This window comes from Micromonospora vinacea (genome assembly GCF_015751785.1).
Lineage (GTDB): Bacteria > Actinomycetota > Actinomycetes > Mycobacteriales > Micromonosporaceae > Micromonospora > Micromonospora vinacea.
In genome coordinates this window covers 922,017-944,643 of record NZ_JADOTY010000001.1, presented here as the reverse complement: position 1 = coordinate 944,643, position 22,627 = coordinate 922,017, and the positions used below count along the sequence as shown (strand labels likewise).

17 protein-coding genes are annotated in these 22,627 nt (G+C 73.1%); 12 read left to right on the top strand and 5 right to left on the bottom strand.

The genetic code is table 11. The annotated features are described in order from the left end of the window. Window positions 1-24 precede the first annotated feature (24 nt). Window positions 25-1,866, bottom strand: coding sequence for a M48 family metallopeptidase (locus IW249_RS04550; RefSeq protein ID WP_196919652.1), 1,842 nt, complete (start codon window positions 1,864-1,866; stop codon window positions 25-27). Window positions 1,867-2,092: 226 nt separating this feature from the next. On the opposite strand from IW249_RS04550, the gene IW249_RS04545 reads away from it, so the two are divergent. Genes IW249_RS04545 through IW249_RS04535 form a run of 3 tightly spaced genes read left to right on the top strand, consistent with a single transcriptional unit; the run spans window position 2,093 to window position 4,420 of the window. Next, window positions 2,093-3,112 (top strand): prephenate dehydrogenase, encoded by a 1,020-nt coding sequence (locus tag IW249_RS04545; RefSeq protein ID WP_196919651.1) that lies wholly within the window; start codon window positions 2,093-2,095, stop codon window positions 3,110-3,112. A 10-nt stretch (window positions 3,113-3,122) separates the two neighbouring features. Continuing rightward, complete coding sequence (locus tag IW249_RS04540) at window positions 3,123-3,773, top strand: SIMPL domain-containing protein (RefSeq protein WP_196919650.1); 651 nt, start codon at window positions 3,123-3,125, stop codon at window positions 3,771-3,773. Further along, window positions 3,773-4,420 carry a nucleoside/nucleotide kinase family protein gene (locus tag IW249_RS04535; RefSeq protein ID WP_196919649.1) on the top strand — a complete coding sequence of 216 codons (648 nt, stop codon included), beginning with the start codon at window positions 3,773-3,775 and terminating at the stop codon, window positions 4,418-4,420. Before IW249_RS04540 ends, IW249_RS04535 begins: the two co-directional genes overlap by 1 nt. Here IW249_RS04535 and IW249_RS04530 read toward each other — a convergent pair. Then, window positions 4,417-4,974 carry a sugar O-acetyltransferase gene (locus IW249_RS04530; protein ID WP_307788515.1) on the bottom strand — a complete coding sequence of 186 codons (558 nt, stop codon included), beginning with the start codon at window positions 4,972-4,974 and terminating at the stop codon, window positions 4,417-4,419. The two genes, IW249_RS04535 and IW249_RS04530, sit on opposite strands and share 4 nt — an antisense overlap. Before the next feature lie 76 nt (window positions 4,975-5,050). Here IW249_RS04530 and IW249_RS04525 point away from each other — a divergent pair, with 76 nt between their 5' ends. After that, a complete protein-coding gene (locus IW249_RS04525) occupies window positions 5,051-8,470 on the top strand; it encodes a S8 family serine peptidase (RefSeq protein ID WP_196919648.1) in 3,420 nt (1,139 codons plus the stop codon). A 51-nt stretch (window positions 8,471-8,521) separates the two neighbouring features. Here IW249_RS04525 and dapD read toward each other — a convergent pair whose 3' ends face one another. Continuing rightward, a complete protein-coding gene (gene dapD, locus IW249_RS04520) occupies window positions 8,522-9,481 on the bottom strand; it encodes a 2,3,4,5-tetrahydropyridine-2,6-dicarboxylate N-succinyltransferase (RefSeq protein ID WP_196919647.1) in 960 nt (319 codons plus the stop codon). Between the two features lie 78 nt (window positions 9,482-9,559). Here dapD and dapE point away from each other — a divergent pair, with 78 nt between their 5' ends. After that, window positions 9,560-10,633, top strand: coding sequence for a succinyl-diaminopimelate desuccinylase (gene dapE / locus IW249_RS04515; protein ID WP_196919646.1), 1,074 nt, complete (start codon window positions 9,560-9,562; stop codon window positions 10,631-10,633). A 50-nt stretch (window positions 10,634-10,683) separates the two neighbouring features. Here the strand turns inward: dapE and IW249_RS04510 are convergent, their stop codons facing one another. Then, entirely contained in the window at window positions 10,684-10,851 is a 168-nt protein-coding gene (locus IW249_RS04510) for a hypothetical protein (RefSeq protein WP_196925103.1), read from the bottom strand. Between the two features lie 154 nt (window positions 10,852-11,005). Between IW249_RS04510 and IW249_RS04505 the strand changes: the two genes are divergently transcribed. The 7 genes from IW249_RS04505 (at window position 11,006) to IW249_RS04475 (ending at window position 22,082) form a co-directional block, all read left to right on the top strand. Then, window positions 11,006-11,872, top strand: coding sequence for an LOG family protein (locus IW249_RS04505; protein WP_196919645.1), 867 nt, complete (start codon window positions 11,006-11,008; stop codon window positions 11,870-11,872). After that, window positions 11,872-12,417 carry an LOG family protein gene (locus IW249_RS04500; protein WP_196919644.1) on the top strand — a complete coding sequence of 182 codons (546 nt, stop codon included), beginning with the start codon at window positions 11,872-11,874 and terminating at the stop codon, window positions 12,415-12,417. Before IW249_RS04505 ends, IW249_RS04500 begins: the two co-directional genes overlap by 1 nt. A 173-nt stretch (window positions 12,418-12,590) precedes the next feature. Beyond that, a complete protein-coding gene (locus IW249_RS04495) occupies window positions 12,591-16,181 on the top strand; it encodes an ATP-dependent helicase (RefSeq protein ID WP_196919643.1) in 3,591 nt (1,196 codons plus the stop codon). A 64-nt stretch (window positions 16,182-16,245) separates the two neighbouring features. Beyond that, window positions 16,246-19,671 (top strand): ATP-dependent helicase, encoded by a 3,426-nt coding sequence (locus tag IW249_RS04490; protein ID WP_196919642.1) that lies wholly within the window; start codon window positions 16,246-16,248, stop codon window positions 19,669-19,671. Between the two features lie 226 nt (window positions 19,672-19,897). Continuing rightward, entirely contained in the window at window positions 19,898-20,101 is a 204-nt protein-coding gene (gene cspE / locus IW249_RS04485) for a transcription antiterminator/RNA stability regulator CspE (RefSeq protein ID WP_007464836.1), read from the top strand. Between the two features lie 222 nt (window positions 20,102-20,323). Beyond that, on the top strand, window positions 20,324-21,637 hold the full coding sequence (locus tag IW249_RS04480) for a DEAD/DEAH box helicase (RefSeq protein WP_196919641.1): 1,314 nt from the start codon (window positions 20,324-20,326) through the stop codon (window positions 21,635-21,637). A 244-nt stretch (window positions 21,638-21,881) separates the two neighbouring features. Further along, complete coding sequence (locus tag IW249_RS04475) at window positions 21,882-22,082, top strand: hypothetical protein (RefSeq protein WP_091406170.1); 201 nt, start codon at window positions 21,882-21,884, stop codon at window positions 22,080-22,082. Between the two features lie 106 nt (window positions 22,083-22,188). Here the strand turns inward: IW249_RS04475 and IW249_RS04470 are convergent, their stop codons facing one another. Then, window positions 22,189-22,626 (bottom strand): RrF2 family transcriptional regulator, encoded by a 438-nt coding sequence (locus IW249_RS04470; protein WP_196919640.1) that lies wholly within the window; start codon window positions 22,624-22,626, stop codon window positions 22,189-22,191. Window position 22,627: the final 1 nt, after the last annotated feature.

The following is a 22,627-nucleotide window of genomic DNA, read 5'->3' as shown; positions in this document are numbered from 1 at the left end:
TGTCGGCCGACCGCCCGCACGGCGTCAGTCGCTGATCTGGCGGAAGACCCGCAGCAGGGTGTTCCGGCTCTGCTTCTCCAGCAGTTCGCTGGCCATCAGCTCCTGCATGGTGAGCACCCGGCCGTCGTGCAGGGTCAGCTCCGCCTTCAGCGGCACCTCCCGCTTGACCTCCACGGAGACGACCTCCTCGTACGGCACTAACGTGTGCCGGGCGGCCAGTTCCGCGATCGGCATCGAGCCGACCAGTTCGCGGAGCCGCTTCTCGCCCTGGCTGGCCTTGCCGGGGTCGACGATCAGCACCAGCCCCCGGTCGAGGATGAGCACGTCGTGCTCCGTACCGTCGATCTTGATGTTGGCCAGTGCGCCGATCAGGTCGGCGTCCCGCCCGGAGACCCGGTCCTCGACCACCGTCGCGCCGGAGGGGTCGATGCCCAGCTCGGCCAGGCGGGCCAACGCCACGTCCAAGGTCTGCGGCGCGACGGCCAGCTTGGCGATCTCGGCGAGGTCCAACGGTTGCCCCTGCGGGCCGACGAGCTGGGCCGGACCGGACCAGGACAGCTGCCAGTGGGCCTGGCCGGAGCGGACGGCCGCGTTGTCGAGCAGCGTCTCCATCGGCCCGGCGAACCGGGCGGCCGCCTCCTCAGCGGTGACGTCGCCGAAGAACCGCTCGGCGAACTCGCCCAGCCGGCCGGAGCGCACCAGGTCCAGCACCGTCGTCAGGCCCGGCCCGCTGACGCCGGCGAAGCGCCCTGCCGCCCGGTAGACGCCGTCCGCCTGCCGCTGCACCCCGGCCGCCACCGCCGCAGCGATGAACTGCGGCCACTGCAGCACCTGACGGCGGCCGGAGTCGACAACGATGCCCTGCAACTGCCGACCGGCGGTGTCGATGTCGGCGAGCAGCAGCGCGGCGGGCCGATCATCCGGCGTGGCCGTTCCCGCCGGCAGGCCGGCCATCGCGGCGACCCGGACGCCGATCGGCGGGTGGGTGTCCCACGGCGACGGCCGCCGATCGGGGGCGTTCTCCCGCAGCTCGGCGATCTCGTCCTGCCGACCGCGTAGCAGCTGGCCGAAGCCGCCGAAGAGGTCGTCCGGCGCCAGCTCGGCGGACCAGCCCGGCTCGACGTACCGGCGCATGAAGAAGCCCCAGGCCGCGTCGAGCGCCGGCAGGGCACGCAACGCGGAGGCTGCGGCATCCGGCCCGGCCAGCAGTACGGAGGAACGGTCGGCCTCCAGTTCCTGCCGCCGCGACGCGGCGTTGTCCACCATCAGGTAGAGCTTCGAGTAGCCCTTGAAGACCCAGCCGATCGGGTTGCGCGGGCTGATCCGCTCCAGCGTCTCCGCGATCGCCAGCCGACCCCGGTACGCCACGGCGCCGAGTCGGGTGTGCTTGCCGGAGTAGTGGCCCAGCTCGTGTGCGAGCACCGAGCGCAGCTGGTCCATCCGCAACGCCTGGAGCAGCGGCAGACCGACGTACAGGGTCCGTCGTCCGCCGAGCAGGCCGAGCAGCCGGCTCTGCTCGGAGACCGCGGCGTTCACCTCGGGTACCAGCCGGATCTCGTCCGGGGCGCGGGTGCCGACGGCGGTGGCCAGCTCGCGTACGGCGGCCCACAGGCCCGGCGCCTCGCGCTCGGTGAGGATCAGGCCAGGCGCCGGCTCGTTCTTCGCGCGCATCGCACGCCAGAGCCCGACGGCCACCGCGCCCAGCGCGACGACCAGGGGGAGCAGCAGCTTCCCGGTGACGAGCCCGTTGGTGTGGCTGAACAGCCAGACCCCGAGCGCGGCGACGGCGGCGAGCTGCAGGAGCGCGACGACGTAGAAGCCGATCAGCATGACCACCGAGGCGAGGGCCCGGTATGTCGCGGACATTTCGTTTCCTTCCGCTGGTTGCCCGCATCGACTCGGCGGGCGGCGGAGCGGACCGTATGACGCCGATCTGAAGTGGACAACCCTCCTTCCGGACCGGCTGACCAAGATCTACGGTCGGTCGGGTCGTCACAGCGTGCGGGGGCCGGCGGCCCCGAACGATATCCTCGGCCCCGGACCTGGTCGGGGCCGTGGCCCCGCACCCCAGCAGGAACGTCGAGGTGTGCGGATGGTGGACAGGTCGGGCGCGCGGGTGCGGGCGGCGGTGGTCGGCACCGGCCTGATCGGTGGTTCGGTGCTGCTCCGGATGTACGCCGCCGGCGTCGACGTGGTCGGGTGGGACCCGGACGAGGTCACCCGGCGGGAGACCCGCCGGTTGGGCGTACCCGCGCCGGACCGGCTGGTCGAGGCGGTGGCCGACCGGGACGTGGTCTTCCTGTGCGGACCGTTGCCCACTCTGCCAGCGACGCTGGTCGAGGTGGCGGCGATGACCGGTGAGCGGTGTGTGCTGACCGACGTCGGTAGCACCAAGGAGCAGGTGGCGGCGTTCGCCGCCGCGCAGGGGCTGACGCACCGGTTCGTGCCCGGCCACCCGATGGCGGGCACCGACCGGGCCGGCTTGACGGCCGCCCTGGCGGACCTGCTCACCGGCGCGGCCTGGGTGCTCTGTCCGGCGCCCGGGCCGGCCACCACCGCGTTCCGCTGGCTGGCCGAACTGCTGGTGGAGGTCTTCGAGGCCCGGGTGGTGCCGATGTCCGCCACCGAGCACGACTCGGCCGCCGCGCTCGCCTCACACGTGCCGCACCTGCTGGCCGGCGCGCTGGCCGGCGCCGTCCAGCGCGCACCGCTGCGCGACGCGATCCTCGCCCTCGCCGCCGGCAGCTTCTCCGACGGCACCCGGGTCGCCGGAACCCCGGCCGAGCGGACCGCCAACATGCTGCTCGGCAACCGGGACCGGGTGCTGCGTGAACTGGCCGAGGTCACCTCGTTCCTGGACGACCTGGCCGCCGCGCTGCGCGCCGACGACGCCCCGGCGCTCGCCGCACGCTACGACGAGGCGCGAGCTGCCCGCTCGGCGCTGCGCGACCGGCGGTTCGATGCGTACGACAGGCAGTTCCCGGCCGGCGGTGACCACACCGCAGAGGTGTCCTGGCTGCGCGAGCTGGGGGTGGCCGGCGGCCACCTGACCGGCCTGCACGTCGACGCGGACACTGTCTCCTACGCGGCGCGGCGCCCAGTGGCTGACTAGGCTGAGGGGCATGGCTGTGGACGGTCCGGTGGTGCAGGTGCGCGGCGAGGCGTACCGGGAGGTGCCGCCCGAGCTGGCCCGGTTCGCTGTCACCGCGACAGCTCGCGACCGGGACCGGGAGGCGACGCTGACCCGGTTGGCGGAGCGGGCCGCGGCGGTCCGGGTGCTGTTGGACGGCTCCGGGCCGGCGGTGGCGCGGCGGGAGACCGGCGACCTGCGGGTGCGGCCGGAGACCCGGCGCTCGGGTGAGCGGGTGGTCGCCTGGCACGGCAGTGTCACCACCACAGTCACTGTCACCGACTTCACCGCGTTGGGTGAGCTGATGCTCCGGCTCGCCGACCAGGACCAGGTCGAGGTGGCCGGCCCGTGGTGGGAGCTTCGTCCGGACAGCCCCGCCCATCGTGCGGCCCGGCACGCCGCGATCAGCGACGCGTTGCTGCGGGCCCGCGAGTACGCGGAGGCGCTGGGGGCCCGGGTCACCTCGTTGATCGAGCTGGCCGACGCGGGCCCCGTCGACCGGCCGATGTTCGCCCGTGCGGCCTTCGCCGGGGGCGGCGGCGCGGGTGGTGGCCCGCCGGAGCTCGAGCTGGACCCTCAGCCGCAGACTGTGCAGGCGGCGGTGCAGGCCCGATTCACCATCAGCGAACCGGTTCTGGGCTGATGCCCCCGGCCCGGGTGCTGTCCGCCGACGAGTTGGTGGCGCGGGCCTTGGCGCTGGCCGAAGCGGGTCCGCGACAGCTGCTCGGCATCGCCGGTGCGCCGGGCGCCGGGAAGTCCACACTGGCGGAGCGGATCGTCGCCGAGGTCGGGTCGGCCGCCTGCCTGGTGCCGATGGACGGCTTCCACCTGGCGCAGTCGCAGCTGGTCCGCCTGGGCCGCGCCGACCGCAAGGGCGCGGTGGACACCTTCGACGCCAACGGGTACGTCTCACTGCTGCGCCGGTTGCACCGGTTGGAGCCGACGTCGGTCTACGCGCCGGAGTTCCGCCGGGAGTTGGAGGAGCCGGTGGCCGGCGCGATCGAGGTGCCGCCGTCGGTCCGGCTGGTGGTGACCGAGGGCAACTATCTGCTGTTGCCGGACTTTCCCTGGCAGGAGATCCGACCGCTGCTGCACGAGGCATGGTTTCTCGACCTGGACGCCGAGGTGCGGCACCGCCGGTTGACGGCCCGGCACGAGGCCTTCGGTCGTTCGCCGGAGCAGGCGCGGGCGTGGGCGCTGGGCAGCGACGAGTCGAATGCCGCAGTGATCACCCCCACCGCCGACCGGGCCGACCTGGTGGTCCGCCTGTCGGATCCGCCGACGGTCTAGCCGAGTTCGCGGATCGGCCGGGCGGGGTTGCCGACCGCCACCACGTCGGCGGGTAGGTCCCGGGTGACCACCGCGCCCGCGCCGACGACTGTGTTCGCGCCGATCGTCACGCCGGCCAGCACTATCGCGCCACCGCCGAGCCACACGTTGTCGCCGATGGTGATCGGCTTGGCCGCCTCCCACTTGTCCCGTCGCGGGCCGGCCTCGACCGGATGCGTCGGGGTGAGCAGCTGCACGTTCGGGCCGACCTGGACGTCCGCGCCGAGGGTGATCCGAGCGACGTCGAGGAAGACCGCGTTGTAGTTGACGAAGCTGCGCGGGCCGATCCGGATCTGCCAGCCGTAGTCGCAGTAGAACGGTGGGCGGATCCAGGCGTCCTCGCCCAGTTCGCCGAGGAGTTCCCGCAGTGCTGCGATTCGGGCCTGTGGATCGGCTGCGGGACTGGTGTTGAAGCGTTCCATCAGCCGGGCGGCCCGGTCCAGGTCGGCGATGATCTCGGGATCGTCGGCGATGTATGGCTCGCCGGCGAGCATCTTGTCCTTCATGGAGGTCACCGCCCGATCATGCCGGCCCGGTTCGCCGGCTCGTGGCGGGTCTGTCATTTTTTGGCCTTCATTTTACATACCCGGTATGCAATTGTGGGTTGTCAATGTGACTCCATCCATCAAGACGCTTGACGAGGAGGATCCGTTGCACCAGGGAAGAAGATTGGCCGCTCTCGGCCTCGTGTTCGCGCTGGCGCTCTCCGCGCCGGCTCCCGTCTCAGCCGCAACCACAGTGCCCGCACCACCCGGCGGCACCGGCCCACAGTCCACTCCGGGTGGACCCACCGTCAACCGTTCGACCACCGTCACGCTGATCACCGGTGACCGGGTCACCGTCACCGCGTCCGGCGCCTCGGTCCGGCCCGGCGCCGGCCGCGAGGACGTGCAGTTCCTGGTCCAGCGTGAGCGTGGACGCCTCACCGTGACGCCGACGGACGCGGTGCCGTTGCTGCGCTCCGGCCGGGTGGACCGGCGACTCTTCGACGTCACCGGGCTGGTCGAGGCGGGCTACGACGACGCCCACCGCAACAGCCTGCCGCTGCTGGTGGCGTACGGCACGACGGGGACCGCCCGGCGTGCCTCGGCCGCACTGCCCGGCACGCAGGTGACCCGCGACCTGCCGGTGATTAGCGGTGCCGCCCTGAACAGCGACAAGTCCTCCCTCGGCGCGGTGTGGGCGAAGGTCACCACCGGTCCGGCTGAGGCTCGGCTCGACGCGGCGGGGGGCGTCGAGCGGATCTGGCTGGACGGCCATCGACGGGTGACCCTCGACCACAGCGTGCCGCAGATCGGCGCGCCCGCAGCCTGGGCTGCCGGGTTCACCGGCGCGGGAGTGTCCGTCGCGGTGCTGGACACCGGCGTCGACGCGACCCACCCGGACCTGGCCGGCAAGGTGGCCGAGGCGCGCAACTTCACCGAGGTCGCCGACGCTCGGGACACGGTCGGCCACGGCACCCACGTGGCCTCGACCATCGCGGGCACCGGCGCGGCCTCCGGCGGCAAGTACCGGGGCGTGGCGCCGGACGCGACGCTGCTCGACGGCAAGGTCTGTGAGGACACCGGCTGCTCCGAGTCGGCGATCCTCGCCGGCATGCAGTGGGCCGCTGTGGAGAAGAAGGCCGCCGTGGTCAACATGAGCCTCAGCGGCTGGGACACCCCGGAGCTGGACCCGCTGGAGGAGGCGGTGCAGACCCTGACGGCGCAGACCGGCACGCTGTTCGTCCTCGCCGCCGGCAACGACGGCTCGGACGGCTCGGTCGGCTCCCCGGCCAGCGCCGACGCCGGGCTCGCTGTGGGTGCCGTGGACCGCGACGACGAACTGGCCGAATTCTCCAGCCGGGGACCGCGAGTCGGCGACGACGCGCTGAAGCCGGACATCACCGCGCCGGGCGTCGACATCGTCGCCGCGCGGTCCGCCAACGGCGTCATCGGCGATCCGGTGGGGGACCGCTACGTCACCCTCTCCGGCACCTCGATGGCCACCCCGCACGTGGCCGGTTCGGCCGCGCTGCTGGCTCAGCAGCACCCGGGATGGCGGGCCGACCGGCTCAAGGCCACCCTGATGGCCGCCGCCAAGCCACACCCGGACCAGACCGCCTACCAGCAAGGGGCCGGGCGGGTCGACGTCGCACACGCGATCACCCAGCAGCTTACCTCCGACCCGGTCAGCGTCTCGTTCGGACGTACGCTCTGGCCGCACGGTGACGACGCCCCGATCACCCGTACGGTGACCTGGCGCAACGACGGTCCGGCCCCGGTCACCGTGGACCTGAGCATCGAGGGCGCCGGCCCCGGCGGTCGGGCGCTACCGGCCGGCCTGTTCGTCCTGGGCGCCAACCAACTCACAGTGCCGGCGGGCGGCACGGCCGCCACGACCGTCACCACTGACACCCGGCTCGGCGACGCCGACGGTTACTGGACCGGCCGGATCGTGGCCCGTTCCGGTGCCGCGGTCGCGGTCACTCCGCTGGCCGTGAACCGGGAGGTGGAGAGCTACACGCTCACCGTTGAGCACCTCAACCGGGCTGGTGCGCGTACGGCGGACCACTGGACGCTCCTGGTCGGAATGGACACCTACGGCTCCTGGGACCTCGTCAGTTCCGACGGGGTGGCCACCGTGCGGGTGCCCAAGGGGCACTACGGCCTGAGTGGCCTCGTCTTCGAGCCCGGACCGGAGGACGAGCCGCGCGGGATGTCCCTGTTGATGCAGCCCGAAGTGGCCGTCGAGCGGGACACCCGGATCGTCGTGGACGCCCGCCGGGCCAAGCCGGTGCGGACGACAGTCCCGGACCGGACCGCCGTCCCGCAACTGATCGACCTCAGCGGCAACTTCACCGCCGACGACGGCAGTGGCTACGGCATCGGGCTCTGGGCGGACACGTTCACCGGCCTGACCAGCGGTCAGATCGGCAAGCCGGTCTCCGCCGACAAGTTCGTCGCCACCCTCAGCAGCCAGTGGACCCCGGCGCAAACGGCCAACAGCCCCTACCTGTACGCGCTGGCCGAAGCGATCCCCGGCCGGATGCCCACCGGGCTCGTCCGCGACTATGCCCGACGGGACCTGGCCACCGTCGTGCACCAGTTCCGGGGTGGCTACCCGGGCATGACGGCCGAGCGGATCGTGATCCCCGAGCTGGAGTACAACGTCGGCTATTCCGCGCTGATCCTGCCCACCGTCGTGCCCAGCCAGCGGGTCGAGTACTACAACACCAAGGGCGTGAAGTGGGAATCCGAGGTCTACTTCGGAACGGTGGACGAGGAAGGGTGGTTGAACCCGAAGGCGGCGCTCTTCTCCGTCCCCACCGCCTACCGGGCCGGGCGGACGGTGCAGGAGATCTGGAACCAGGCCCCGTACGGACCGTCCTTCCCGAAGCCGCGCTGGCCGCACCAGAGCGTCAGCCGGGTCGGCGACACCATCGTGGTGGACGTGCCGATGTTCAGCGACGCGGCCGGGCACCCGGGCGGCTCGCTGAGCGACAGTGAGCACACCAAGCTCTGGCGCAACGGCAAGCTGGTCGGCGAGAGCGAGTACGCCGGCTACGGCGAGTTCGCAGTACCACCGGGTGCGGCGGACTACCGGCTCGTCACGTCGTCGAAGCGAAGCTTCACCGATCTGAGCACCGATGTGGAGTCCAGCTGGACCTTCCGGTCGCGGCACGTCGCCGGTGAGACGCCGGCCCGACTGCCCCTGTCGGCGGTGCGCTTCGCGCCGCCGCTGCGGGTGGACAACAGCGCTCCGGCCGGGCAGGGCTTCATCGTTCCGGTCCGGGTGCAACGGCAGCCGGGTGCGCCGACCGCCCGGGTGGAAAAGCTCACCGTCGACGTCTCGTACGACGGCGGGAAGACCTGGAGCAAGGCGAAGCTGGTGCGCACCTCTGCCGACGGCTGGTCGGCACTGTTGCGCCATCCGGCCGGCCCCGGCTACGTGTCGCTGCGGGCCACCGCTCGGGACACCGCCGGCAACACGGTGACCCAACGGATCATCCAGGCGTACCGGTTGCGCTGAGTCGTACCCCGTCCGGGTCCGCGGCCGAACGCCGCGGACCCGGCGGGTCCGTCAGTCGTTGGCGTGCAGGGCGGCGTTCAGCTCGATGCCCCGGCCGGTGCGCGGCCGGGCCTCCAGCCCGCCGGTGACCGAGTTGCGCCAGAACAGCAGGCCGTCGACGCCGGACAGCTCCCGGGCCTTGACCACCCGGCCGTCGGGGAGAGTGATCTTCGACGCGGCGGTGATGTAGCAGCCGGCCTCGACGACACAGTCGTCGCCGAGCGAGATCCCGACGCCGGCGTTCGCGCCGACCAGGCTCCGCTCACCGATGCTGATCTTGTCGGTGCCGCCGCCGGAGAGGGTGCCCATGATGGAGGCCCCACCGCCGATGTCGGAGCCGTCGCCGACCAGCACGCCCTGCACGATCCGCCCCTCGACCATCGAGGTGCCGACGGTGCCGGCGTTGAAGTTCACGAAGCCCTCGTGCATCACTGTGGTGCCGGCGGCCAGGTGGGCGCCGAGGCGCACCCGGTCGGCATCGGCGATGCGTACGCCCGAGGGCAGCACGTAGTCGGTCATCCGGGGGAACTTGTCGACCCCGTACACCGCCAGGTGCCGGCCGGCGGCCCGCTCGATCACCCGCAGCTCGTCCACCCGCTCCGGGGGGCACGGCCCGGCGGACGTCCAGGCCACGTTGGCTAGCTTGCCGAAGATGCCGTCCAGGTTGACCTGGTTGGGCCGGACCAGGCGGTGCGAGAGCAGGTGCAACCGGAGGTACGCGTCGGACGCGTCCTTGATCGGGTCGTCCAGCGAGCCGATCACGGTGACCACCTGCACGGTACGCAGACCAGGCAACGGCCGGTCACCCAGCGCGGCCGGCGGCAGGTCGAGCACGTCCGCCTTGTCCTCGCCGGCGACCAGCGGCAGCTCGCCCAGGCCCAGCTTGCCGGTCGGGTACCAGGTATCGAGCACCTGCTCGTCGGCGGTGACCGTAGCCAGGCCGATGCCCCAGGCGGAATCTGCGGACGTCACTGTTACACCTCTCGGTCACGGCCGGGCTGACCTCGGCTCGCTCCTCGCGCTGACAGACCTGAAGGTACCGTGCGAACCATGGAGAACCCGCTGACCCCCGAGGTCCTCGCCGATCCGGTGCAGCTGACCCGCGCTCTGGTCGACATAGAGTCCGTGTCCCTCAACGAGAAGGCGATCGCCGACTGTGTCGAAGAGGTGCTGCGGGGTGTACCGCACCTGACCACCCACCGGCACGGCAACACGGTGATGGCACGTACCGACCTCGGTCGGTCGCAGCGCGTCGTGCTGGCCGGGCACCTCGACACGGTGCCGTTGAACAACAACTTCCCGTCGACGATGCGCGGCGACCTGATGTACGGCTGCGGCACCTCCGACATGAAGTCCGGCACCGCGTACGCCCTGCACCTGGCCGTGACGCTGCCCGAACCGCGCTACGACGTGACGTACTTCTTCTACGAGGCCGAGGAGATCGAGTCCCGGTACAACGGGCTCAACCTCGTCGCCCAGGCGTTCCCGGAGTGGCTGCAGGCGGACTTCGCAGTGCTGCTGGAGCCGACGTACGGCATCGTCGAGGCGGGCTGCCAGGGCACCATGCGGGCCATCGTGACGACCACGGGTGAGCGGGCGCACGCGGCGCGCTCCTGGCACGGGGTGAACGCCATCCACGGCGCCGGTGAGGTGCTGCGGCGGCTCCAGGCGTACGAGGGACGCCGGGTCACTATCGAGGGGTGTGACTTCCGCGAGGGTCTGAACGCGGTCCGGATCACCGGCGGCGTCGCGGGGAACGTGATCCCGGATCACTGTGAGATCGAGGTCAACTACCGGTACGCCCCGGATCGCGACCCGGTGGCGGCGGAGGCGCACCTGCGGGAGGTCTTCGCGGGATTCGAGCTGGCCGTGACCGACGCGGCGGCCGGCGCGGCCCCGGGGCTGGAGGCGCCTCCGGCGAAGGAGTTCCTGGCCGCGGTGGGCGCGGCACCGATCGGCAAGCTGGGCTGGACGGACGTGGCCCGGTTCGCGGCGATGGGGATCCCGGCGCTGAACTTCGGCCCGGGTGATCCCAACCTGGCCCACCACAAGGACGAGCACGTCGAGATCAGCAAGATCCGCGACGGCGCGGCAACCCTGCACCGCTGGCTGGCCCCGGCCTGACACTGGTCGCCCCGTCGCGTCCGGTCGCGCCGGTGATCAAGAGGTTTGCGTCAGCCTGGCCCGTTGTCGGCGACGCAAACCTCTTGATCGGCTCCGGATGGCGTGGGGGAGGTGGGGGTTGGGTCCTGCTGACGGATGCGGCGGCGTTCGGCCACCACGTCTCGGATCCGTCGCTGCATCTGGCGACGGATCCGGATCATCTCGCTGTTGCTGATCACGCTGTCTCCTCCCCCGAAGGCGCGCGCCGGGGCATACCCGGTATGTGAATAGTAAGACGTACGGGAGCGCCGAATAGTTGCCCATGATCCCGAACAATTTCTCGGCGTCCCCGCCCCGCGCACCCGACCGCTGCTGCTCCACTACGGTTGCCCCATGAGCCAGAGCAACGGGCGGGAGGCCGGTCGCGGCGCGCGACAGGAGCGGCATCGCGGTGCGGTCACCCTGCGCAGAGGGGCCATCCCGAGCAGCACCGCCGACCAACGGTTGCTGGATTCCCGGGGGCGGAGCGACTGGAAGACCAAGGACGCCTGGCGCGCGCTGCGCATCCTCGCCGAGTTCGTCGAGGGTTTCGACACCCTCGCCGACGTGCCGTCGGCGGTCAGCGTCTTCGGCTCCGCGCGCAGCGCGCCGGACAGCGCCGAGTGCCAGTTGGCCGAGCGGTTGGGCGGTGCGCTGGCCCGAGCCGGCTACGCGGTGATCACCGGAGGTGGGCCCGGGGTGATGGAGGCCGCCAACCGGGGTGCCAGCGAGGCCGGTGGGCTCTCCGTGGGGCTCGGCATCGAACTTCCGTTCGAGCAGGGCATCAACGACTGGGTCGACCTGGCCATCGACTTCCGCTACTTCTTCGCCCGCAAGACGATGTTCGTCAAGTACGCCCAGGCGTTCGTCGTGCTGCCCGGCGGGTTCGGCACCATGGACGAGTTGTTCGAGGCGCTCACCCTGGTGCAGACCGGAAAGGTCACCCGGTTCCCGGTGGTGCTCATGGGGGTCGCCTACTGGCAGGGCCTGCTCGACTGGCTGCGCGACACGATGGCCGCCACCGGCAAGATCGGGCCGGTCGACCTGGACCTGATCTGCCTCACCGACGACGTCAACGAGGCGGTCCGCTACATCGTCGCCTCGGAGGCCGCGCTCTCCGCCGAGCAGGAAGCGGTCCGCGAGGAAGCCGTCGCCCGTACCGGGGCGGACCAGCAGGCCGCAGCCGTTCAGGCCGCCGAGCAGCCTCGGGACCACGACTGATGGCGGCGATCTGCGTCTTCTGCGCCTCCTCTCGTACCCTCGATCAGCGCTGGTTAGACCTGGCCGCCGAGACCGGTGCGGAGCTGGCCCGGCGCGGGCACACGCTGGTCAGCGGTGGCGGCTGCGTCGGCATGATGGGCGCGCTGGCGGACGGCGCGCGCTCCGCCGGTGGCCGCACCATCGGCGTGATCCCGCAGTCGCTCGTCGATCTGGAGGTCGCCGACCTGGCCTCGGACGAGCTGCTGGTGACCGACTCGATGGCCAGCCGCAAGACCCTGATGATCGACAAGTCGGACGCCTTCCTCACCCTGCCCGGCGGGCTGGGCACCCTGGACGAGTTGTTCGAGGTCTGGACCACCGCCACCCTCGCCCTGCACGCCAAGCCGATGGTGCTGATCGACACCGACGGGTTCTACCGCCCCCTGCTGGACTGGCTGGACGCGCTGGCCGACCAGACCTTCCTCAAGCCCGCCGGCCGCGACCTCCTGACGGTCACCACCACCGTCCCCGAGGCCCTCGACGTCCTGGAATCCCACCTAACCTGACCCCCGGGTCCCGCCACCCCCGGCCCGGCCCGTCTGCGGTGATCATGGAATTGGCGATGTCGCTGTCGGCGTGTCGCGTCGCCAACTCCATGATCGACGGGGGTGGATGGGGTAGGGGAGTGGGGGTCAGGTTTGGGTGGGTGGGTGTCGTATGGGTCTGATGGGATGAGCTGATGCAGGCGTACCGGTTGGTGCGGCGGCCCGGAGGGCTGCCGCTGGGGGACGGGGCGACGCCTGACAGCGCTTCCGGGCCCGCCAACGGCGGCCTGTCCGGAGGCGGTGTCGGCGCGCCGGGTGGGCCCGATGGCGTGGCCGGGCCCGAGCTGGCCGTCGTCGACGGTGGCTGGCGGGCCGATCCGGTGCAGGCCGAGGTGGTGGGGCACACCGACGGGCCGATGCTCGTGCTCGGCGGCCCGGGCACCGGCAAGACCAGCACGCTTGTCGAGGCGGTCGCCGCCCGGGTGGCCGAGGGGGTCGACCCCGAACGGATCCTGGTGCTGACCTTCGGCCGGCGAGGCGCCACCGCGCTGCGGCAGCGCATCGAGGCCCGGGTCGCGCAGGACGGCCACCGGGTGCTGCGCGAGCCGCTGGTGCGCACCTTCCCGGCGTACGCCTTCGGGTTGCTCCGCCGCGCCGCCGCCGAGCGGGGCGAACCGTCGCCCCGGCTGCTCACCGGCCCCGAGCAGGATCTGATCATCCGCGAGCTGCTGGACGTGGTGGGCGAGGAGCCCGAGGACGACCCGGTCGGCTGGCCGACCGACCTGCGCCCCGCCCTCCGGACCCGGGCGTTCGCCGGTCAGCTGCGCGACCTGCTCATGCGCGCCGCCGAACGCGGCGTCGGCCCGGTCGACCTGGCCCGGCTGGGCGAGAAGCTCGGCCGCGCCGACTGGCCGGCCGCCGCCCGCTTCCTCCGGGAGTACGTCGCCGTGCTCGCGCTGCGCGACGTCAGCAACCGGGGCTCCATCGCGTACGACCCGGCGGAGCTGGTCCGGGCGGCCACCGGGCTGCTGCGCGACGACGAGGAGCTGCTGGCCGCCGAACGCCGTCGGCTCGCCCACGTCTACCTCGACGAGCTTGCCGACACCGACCCCGCCCAACTGGAGCTGCTGTCGGTCATCGCGGGCGGCGGCAAGTCGCTTGTCGCGTTCGCCGACCCGGATTCGTCCACGTACGCCTTCCGGGGTGCCGACCCGGCCGGGGTGGCGACGTTCCCGCACCGCTTCCGGACGGCTTCCGGGGCGCCGGCCGCACAGGTGTTGCTGACCACGTCGTACCGGGCCGGGCCGGGTCTGCTCGCGGCGATCGCCCGGCTGGGTCGCCGGCTGCGGGGTCCGGCCGCGCACCGTCGGCTGCACCCCCTGCCGGACGCGCCGCCCGCCGTGGTCGAGGTGCACACGTTCCGCTCGGCGACCAGCGAGGCCGCCTGGCTGGCCCACGCGCTACGCTCGGCCCACCTGCTCGACGGCGTGCCCTGGTCACGGATGGCGGTGCTGGTGCGGTCGACCGCGTTGCAGCTGCCCACCCTGCGACGGGCGCTGCACGCTGCCGGAGTACCGACCGTGGTGCACGGTGAGGATCTGCCCCTGCACCTGCAACCGGCTGTCGCGCCGCTGCTGCTCCTGCTGCGCTGCGCGCTGGAGCCGGCACGACTCGACGAGGAGGCGGCCGTCGCGCTGCTGCACTCGCCGCTGGGCGGGGCCGATCCGTTGGCCGAGCGGCGGCTGCGGCAGGGCCTGCGGGCGCTCGCGCTGGCTGGCGGTGACCGACGGCCCTCCGGGGAGCTGATCGTCGAGGCCTTGCAGGATCCGGAGGAGCTGGCCGGCATCGAGCGGCGCTGGGCGGAGCCGGCGCAGGCGGTGGCCGGTCTGCTGGCCATCGCACGCGAAGCCGCCGCCCGGCCGGGTGCGACCGCCGAGGACGTGCTCTGGGCCGTCTGGCACGCCAGTGGTCTCGCCGATCGGTGGGCCGGCGCGATCAACCAGGGGCGTCCGGAGGCCGGCGAGGGCGACCTGGCCCGGCGTCGGCGGGCCGAGGCGGCCGACCGCGACCTGGACGCCGTGCTGGTCCTCTTCGACGCGGCGGCACGGTTCACCGACCGGCTGCCCGGCGCTCGTACCGAGGTCTTCCTCGACCACGTGCTCGCCCAGGACCTGCCGGCCGACACCATCGCCCCGACCGCCGACCGGGGTGCGGCGGTACGCCTGCTTACCGCGCACGCGGCGAAGGGCCTGGAATGGGACCTGGTCGCGGTGGCCGGCGTGCAGGAGGGCATCTGGCCGGACCTGCGGTTGCGCGGCAGCCTGCTCGGCTCCGAGCGGCTGGTCGATGTGCTGGCCGGCCGGTCGGTCGACGGCGCGACCGCGGCGAACGTGGTGGGTCAGACCTCGGCGTTGCTGGACGAGGAGCGCCGGCTCTTCCACGTCGCGATCAGCCGAGCCCGGCACCGGCTGCTGGTCAGCGCCGTGGCGTCGGCCGCCGTCGGCGGTGACGATCACGAGGAACAGCCCAGCCGGTTCCTGCACGAGTTGGGCCCGAGCACCCCGCCGAGCTTGCCGCCGCCGCCGACTCCGCCGGGTCCGCCGCCAACGCCGACCCTGCCCACCCTGCCGGGCCCGCCGCACACTCCGCCGACAGCGCCGACCCCGCCGCCCGGTCCCCGCACCGAGCGGTCCCCGGGCGCCAGCGGGGGTGGCGCTGCGGCGGGCGAGACCGCAGACGAGGAGCCGGACCGCCCCGGGGCGCTGCCGGTGACCCGTCCACCCCGGGCGCTCACCCTGCCGGCGTTGGTCGCGGAACTGCGTACCGCCATCACCGACCCGGCCGCCCCGGCAACCCGGCGGCGCGCCGCGGCGGCCGAACTGGCCCGGCTCGCCTCCGCCGGGGTGCCCGGCGCGCACCCGGACGACTGGTGGGGGTTGCGGGTGCTCTCCGACGACCGGCCGCTCGTCGACGACGGTGAACCGGTGCGGGTCACCCCGTCGGCCATGGAGAGCGCGCTGCGGTGCAGCCTGCGCTGGTTGTTGGAACGGCACGGCGGCAGCGGGCCGACCAGCACCGCGCAGGGGGTGGGCAACCTGGTGCACGCCGCCGCGATGCTCGCCGAGGACGCCAGCGCCGACCGGGGGGCGCTGCTCGACTACGTGGCCGCCCGGTTCGACGCGATCGAGCTGGCGGCCCGGTGGATGGCCGGGCCGGAGCGGGAACGCGCCGAGGCGATGGTCGACAAGTTGCTGCGCTGGCTGGCCACCAACCCCCGTCGGTTGCTCGCCATCGAGCACGAGTTCGCCGTCCGCCTGGACGACCCGAACAGGCCCGTCGACCTGACCGGTCGGGTCGACCGGTTGGAGGTGGACGAGGCCGGACGGCTCGTGGTGATCGACCTGAAGACCGGTAAGTCCACAGCTGTCACCGGCACCGACCTGGCGGAGCACCCACAGCTCGGCGCGTACCAGGCGGCGGTGGAGGCGGGGGCGTTCGCCGAGTTCGGTGACGAGTCCGGGGGTGCCGCGCTGGTGCAGCTCGGCACCTCCGCCAAGGACGCCAGGGAGCAGAATCAGCCGGCGGCCAGCGAGGGGCCGGCGGCCGGTTGGGCGACGGCGCTGGTCCGAAGGACCGCCGATACGATGGCAGCCGCCACGTTCGCCGCGGTGGCCAACTCGAAGTGCCGGGTCTGCCCGGTGCGCACCAGCTGCCCGGTCTCCGGGCAGGGGCGCCAGGTAGTCGAGCCGCCCACCGTTCGACGCACCCGTGAGGGCGAGGAGTGAGCTTGCGAGCCCAGTCGCGCGTGAGGGCGAGGAGTGCGCCGGTGTGGGGAACCGAGACGGCACCGTGAGCCAGCCCACCCTGTTCGGCGCGGGTCCCGCGCCGACGCCCCGACTCGCGGACTCCGGCCCCCGGTACACACCGGTGGAGCTGGCCAAGCTGCTGCGGTTGCCGGCGCCCACCCGGGAGCAGGCCGCGATCATCGCCGCCCCGGTGGAGCCGCTGCTGGTGGTCGCCGGCGCCGGGTCGGGCAAGACCGAGACGATGGCCGCCCGGGTGGTCTGGCTGGTGGCCAACTCGTACGTGCGGCCGGAGCAGATCCTCGGGCTGACCTTCACCCGCAAGGCGGCCGGGGAGCTGGCGCATCGGGTACGGACCCGGCTCGACCAGCTGATCCGCCGCCTCGGCCGGCAGGAACGGAACCCGCTGGACGACCCGCTCGCGGGCGAGCCCACAGTCTCCACCTACCACTCGTACGCGGGGCGGATCGTCACCGAGCACGGGCTGCGGGCCGGCTACGAGCCGTCCACCCGGCTGCTCACCGAGGCGTCCCGCTGGCAGTTGGTCGACCTGCTGGTGCGCAACTACGACGGTGACATGTCCGAGGTGGACCGGATGCCGAGCACCATCACCGACGCGGTGCTGGCGCTCGCAGGCGAGCTGGACGAGCACCTGGTCGCGCCGGACGACCTGGCGGCCTGGACCGGTCGGTTCTTTGCCGAGGTGCAGTCCCGGCCGGGTCGGGTGTACGCCGACGTGCGCAAGGCACTCACCCTCCAGCAGACCCGGTTGCGTCTGCTGCCGCTGGTGCGGGCGTACGCCCGGCGCAAGGAGGACTTCGAGGCGATGGACTTCGCCGACCAGCTCGCCCGGGCGGCCCGGGTGGCCCGGGACCATCCGGGGGTCGGCGTGATCGAGCGGGACCGCTTCCGGGTGGTGCTGCTCGACGAGTACCAGGACACCAGCCACGCCCAGGTGGTGTTGCTCAACGCGTTGTTCGGTGGCGGGCACCCGGTGACCGCGGTGGGCGACCCGTGCCAGTCGATCTACGGCTGGCGGGGGGCCAGCGCGGGCACCCTGGACCGGTTCCCCACCGAGTTCGCACGCGCCAACGGTGAGCCGGCCCCGGCGCTGGGGCTCACCACGAGTTGGCGCAACCGCCCGGAGATCCTTCGGGTGGCGAACGCGCTCTCCACCCCGCTGCGGGCGGCGGGTGCCCGGGTGCCGGAGCTGCGCTCCGCGCTGACCGTCCGGGACCCGATCCCGCACCGCAGCCCGGGTGGTGCGGCCGGCGGCACCGTGCACTGCGCGATGCTGACCACGTACGCCGACGAGGCCGACTGGATCGCCGACAGCGTGCTCGCCGCCTGGCGCGGGGCGGCCGGGATGCCGGGCGCGGCCCCGGAGCACATCCCGGTGGCGCGGCGTCCGACGACAGCCGTGCTGGTCCGGGTCCGCAGCCAGATCCCGGCGATCGAGTCGGCGCTGCGCGAGCGGGGTCTGCCGGTCGAGGTGGTCGGGCTGGGTGGCCTGCTGGACACCCCCGAGGTACGCGACGTGGTGTGCACGCTGCGGGTGCTTGCCGACCCGACCGACGGCGCCGCGCTGCTGCGGTTGCTCACCGGCGCCCGTTGGCGGATCGGGCCGCGTGACCTGGTGGCGTTGCACCGGCGGGCTCGGGCCATCGCGAACGCCCGGCGGCAGGTGGCCGCCGACGAGGCCTCGGAGATCAGCCCCGACCTGTTGGACGAGGCGACCCTGGTGGAGGCGTTGGCCGACCTCGGGCCGGCGCAGGCGTACTCGGCGGAGGGGTTCGCGCGGCTGCGCGCGTACGGCCGGGAGCTGGCGCTGCTGCGCTACCGACTGGACCAGGCGCTGCCGGACCTGATCGCTGACATCGAGCGGACCATCGGCCTGGACGTGGAGGTCGCGGTGCGGGCCGGCCGGGACGGCGCCGGCGACGCAGGCCTGGCCCGGGGGCACCTTGATGCCCTCGGCGACGTGGCGGCCCGGTTCAGCGGGGAGACGCCCGGCGCGACGCTGTCCGGTTTCCTGTCCTACCTGGCCGCCGCCGAGGACGAGGAGCGTGGTCTGGCGCCGGGCGAGGTCGAGGTGGTGGAGGGCGCCGTGCAGGTGGTCACCGCGCACGCCGCCAAGGGCCTGGAGTGGGACGTGGTGGCGGTGGCCGGGCTCAGTCGTGGGTTGTGGCCGGGGCCGGTCCGCAACTCCGACCACTGGCTGGGTGGGCTGGGCGTGCTGCCGTTCCCGTTGCGCGGCGACGCCGACGGGCTGCCCGAGTTGGCGCTCGACGAGGCCGGGGACCAGCGGGCCGTGGCGCGGGCGGTGACCGACTTCACCGACGCGTGGCGGGCCCACGACGAGCGGGAGGAGCGCCGGCTGACGTACGTGGCGGTGACCCGGCCGCGCCGGCTGCTGCTCTGCTCCGGTTACTGGTGGGGGGAGGGCACGAAGCGACCGCGAGGTCCGTCGGTCTTCCTGCGGGAGGTGTACGACGCCTGCCTCGACGGCGGGCCGGGGCACCTGATCGACGCGTGGGTGCCGGAGCCGACGCCCGACGCAACGAACCCGACGGCCGAGGTGGTGCTCCGCGCGGAGTGGCCGGCCGACCCGCTGGGTGGTCGCCGGCCGGCGTTGGCCGAGGCGGCCGGGTTGGTGCGTCGCCTGATGGCCGACGGTCCGGCGGCGGCGCTCCCCGGGCCGGTCGGGCCGGTGCTCGCCGGGCCGGTCACGCCGGACGGGTCGCCGGTCGAGCCAGCCGAGCCGGAGGTGGATCCGGAGGTGGCGCGCTGGCAGCGCGAGGCGGACCTGCTGCTGGCGGAGCGCGCCGAGCTGACCCGGCTCTCCGGTGCGGTCGAGGTGGCGCTGCCCGGGGCGCTGAGCGTCACCCAGCTGGTCGCGTTGCGGCGCGATCCGGCGGCGCTGGCCCGTACGCTGCGCCGCCCGGTGCCGGCCGAACCCAACCCGTACGCCCGCCGAGGCACCGCCTTCCACGCCTGGTTGGAGCAGCGCTTCGGCGCCGACCGCCTGCTGGACCTGGACGAGCTGCCCGGCGCGGCCGACGCCGATGCCGCACCCGACGAGGCGCTGGTCGAGCTTCAGGAGCGGTTCCTGGCCAGTGAGTGGGCCGACCGGTCACCGGTGGAGGTGGAGGTGCCGTTCGCCACGGTGATCGCCGGAGTGGTGGTGCGGGGCCGGATGGACGCGGTCTTCGCCCGGCCGGGTGGTCGGTTCGACGTGGTCGACTGGAAGACCGGAGCGCAGCCCACCGGGACGGCGGCCGACGTGGCCGCCGTGCAGTTGGCCGTGTACCGGCTGGCCTGGGCTGAGCTGGCCGGCGTGCCTGTCGACCGGGTGGGCGCGGCGTTCCACTACGTCCGGCACGGAGTGACGGTCCGCCCCGCCGACCTCCTTGATGTGACAGGCCTCACGGCCATGATCGCCCAGTTGCCCGAGGATTCTGCCCAACATTGACCACCGCGGGGAAAACCGTGGTAGGTTGACCGGGTTGCAGTTTTGGTTACCAGAGACTCTGTGTGCGCCTGGCGGGATTGTGGCCCCAGGCGCTCTTTGTTGTGTCCGGAGTTCTCCGGGCGGGGCGACCAGAAGCGACAGGCGATTCGCGCATCCCCGCGCGGAGCGCTCCTCTTCGGGCACGCAACAAGTGCGTGTCCGACGTTCCGTCAAGGAGACGAAACACATGGCTATTGGCACCGTGAAGTGGTTCAACGCTGACAAGGGCTTCGGCTTCATCACCCCCGACGGCGGCGGCGCCGACGTTTTCGCCCACTTCTCGGCGATCCAGTCCTCCGGCTACCGGAGCCTGGACGAGAACCAGCGGGTCGAGTTCGAGGTGACCCAGGGCCAGAAGGGCCCGCAGGCGGAGAACATCCGCCCGCTCTGATCTTCGGATCGGTCAGCATTACCTGTCGCGCCCTCCGGGTGTGACGGTGACGGGACCGGCCCGCCCCGCTGTCGTCTGCTCACGCAGGCGGCGGCCCGGCGGCGGGCCGGCCTGTACTCCCTTCGGTTCGTGCTTGTGAGTCCTGGCGGCCTTTTTCCGCCGGTGACAGCGCCGACTTCGGCGCCCTCCCTCGACACGTGCCGCGTCGAGGAAGGCTTCCGCATGACCACAGTTATTCCTTCTTTCGCTCATACCGGTCTGGCGCCGGCGCTGCTCACCGCGTTGACCGCGCAGGGCATCACCGAGCCGTTCCCGATCCAGTCGGCGACGCTGCCCGACTCGCTCGCCGGCCGGGACGTGCTGGGCCGGGGTCGTACCGGCTCCGGCAAGACCCTCGCCTTCGGGCTTCCGCTGCTGTCCCGCACCGCCGGCCGCAAGGCGCGGCCGGGTCGTCCGCTGGCCCTGGTGCTGGTGCCGACCCGCGAACTGGCTCAGCAGGTCACCACCGCCCTGGCCCCGTACGCCCGCGCCGTCGGGCTGCGGTGCGCCACAGTCGTCGGCGGCCTGTCGTTGCAGCGGCAGGCGGACGCCCTGCGCGCCGGTACCGAAGTGGTCGTCGCCACCCCCGGCCGGCTGCACGACCTGATCAACCGTGGCGACGCCCGGCTCGACCAGGTCGAGATCACCGTGCTCGACGAGGCCGACCAGATGGCCGACATGGGCTTCCTGCCGCAGGTCACCAAGCTTCTGGAGCAGGTCGCGCCGCAGGGCCAGCGGATGCTCTTCTCCGCGACCCTGGACGGCGGCGTGGACCGGCTGGTCCGCCGCTTCCTGAGCAACCCGGTCACCCACTCGGTGGACCCGGGCACCGCGACGGTCACCGCGATGACCCACCACGTGCTGCACGTCGACGCCGCGGACAAGCCCGACGCCCTGACCCGGATCGCAGCCCGTGAGGGCCGCACCATCCTGTTCATGGGCACCAAGCACCGCGCCGACCGGCTGGCCCGCCAACTGCTCTCCAAGGGCGTACGCGCGGCCGCGCTGCACGGCGGCAAGTCCCAGCCGCAGCGCACCCGGATCCTGGAGCAGTTCCGCAACGGTCAGGTGACCGCCCTGGTCGCCACCGACGTGGCGGCCCGTGGCATCCACGTGGACGGCCTGGACATGGTGGTCAACGTGGACCCGCCGACCGAGGCGAAGGACTACCTGCACCGGGGTGGCCGCACCGCCCGGGCCGGCGAGTCCGGTTCCGTGGTCACTCTGGTCCTGCCGGAGCAGCGCCGGGACGTGTCCCGGCTGATGGCCACCGCCGGCATCCGGCCCGAGTCGGTCCAGGTGCGCGCTGGTGACGGGGCGCTGGCCCGGGTGACCGGTGCTCGCGAGCCGTCCGGCGTGCCGGTGACCATCGTCGCTCCGCCGGCGCCCGCCTCTCGGGCCCGTACCTCCGGTGGCGCGTCCACCGATGGTGGCGCCCGGCCGGCGCACCGCGCGTCGGGCCGGTCCCGTCGGCCGCGTCGCCCGCGTACCGTCTGATCTTCTGCGCGTCGACCGACCCGTCCCGCTTCGGCGGGGCGGGTCGGTTTTGTCTGCGCGGTGTTCCGGGCCGGTCGGCTCTCCGGGCCGCCCGACCGGTCAGCCGGCCGCGCCGGGTGGCCGCTCCGCTGAGTCGGTAATCAGCCTCCGGTCGGTCGGCTGGCCGACTGCGCCCCGGCCGGTCGTGGTCGAGGCTGACCGACGGGGGAAGTCGGGCGGGGGGCCCGGCGCGGGAGGGGTGACCATGGCGGGCGAAGCCGGCTCGGGTGCACTGCGTGAACTGATCCTGGTGGTCGCGGTCGCGCTCGCCGGGTTGTTGCTCGCCATGGTTGCGGCCTTCGCACCCTGGCATGCCACCCCGGCGGGTAACGCTCCCGCCGGTCTGGTGGAGCTGCACAGTCCTGGCGACCCGGGCCTCGGCCCGGCGACCGCACACGTGGGCTGAGCAGGACCGGCCTACCGGTGCCGGAAGAGGGGCAGGCCCGGTCAGGATCGGTACGAGATGTGGTCGGGCCGGCGGGGCACCGGCCCGACCACATCGCCTTCGCCGCTCACGAGGTGGTGGGGGTGTGGGTGAGCAGGTTGGCCAGGGTGGTGCTGTCGACCACAGTGGCGATCGCCCCGTGCACCGCCAGCCAGACGTCGGTAAGCCCGGCGGCCACCCCGTGATAGCCGGCCCGCTCGGCCGGCAGACCGCGCACAGTGGTGAGCGAGCCGCCGACCGCGCGGAGCACGTCTCCGACGGTGATCTCGCCGGGTGGGCGGGTCAGCGCGTACCCGCCGTCGGCGCCGCGATGGCTGTGCAGCAGACCGGCCCGACGCAGGTCGAGCAGGATGCCCTGCAGGAAGCTGAGCGGGATGTCCTGCGCCTCGGCCAGGCTGGCTGCCTTCACCAACTCGCCGGCCCTGTCGCCGTCGTCGCCACCACCGGCGGCGGCGACGGCGAGCATCGCCCGGAGCGCGTAGTCGCTGCGCGCGGAGACGAACACG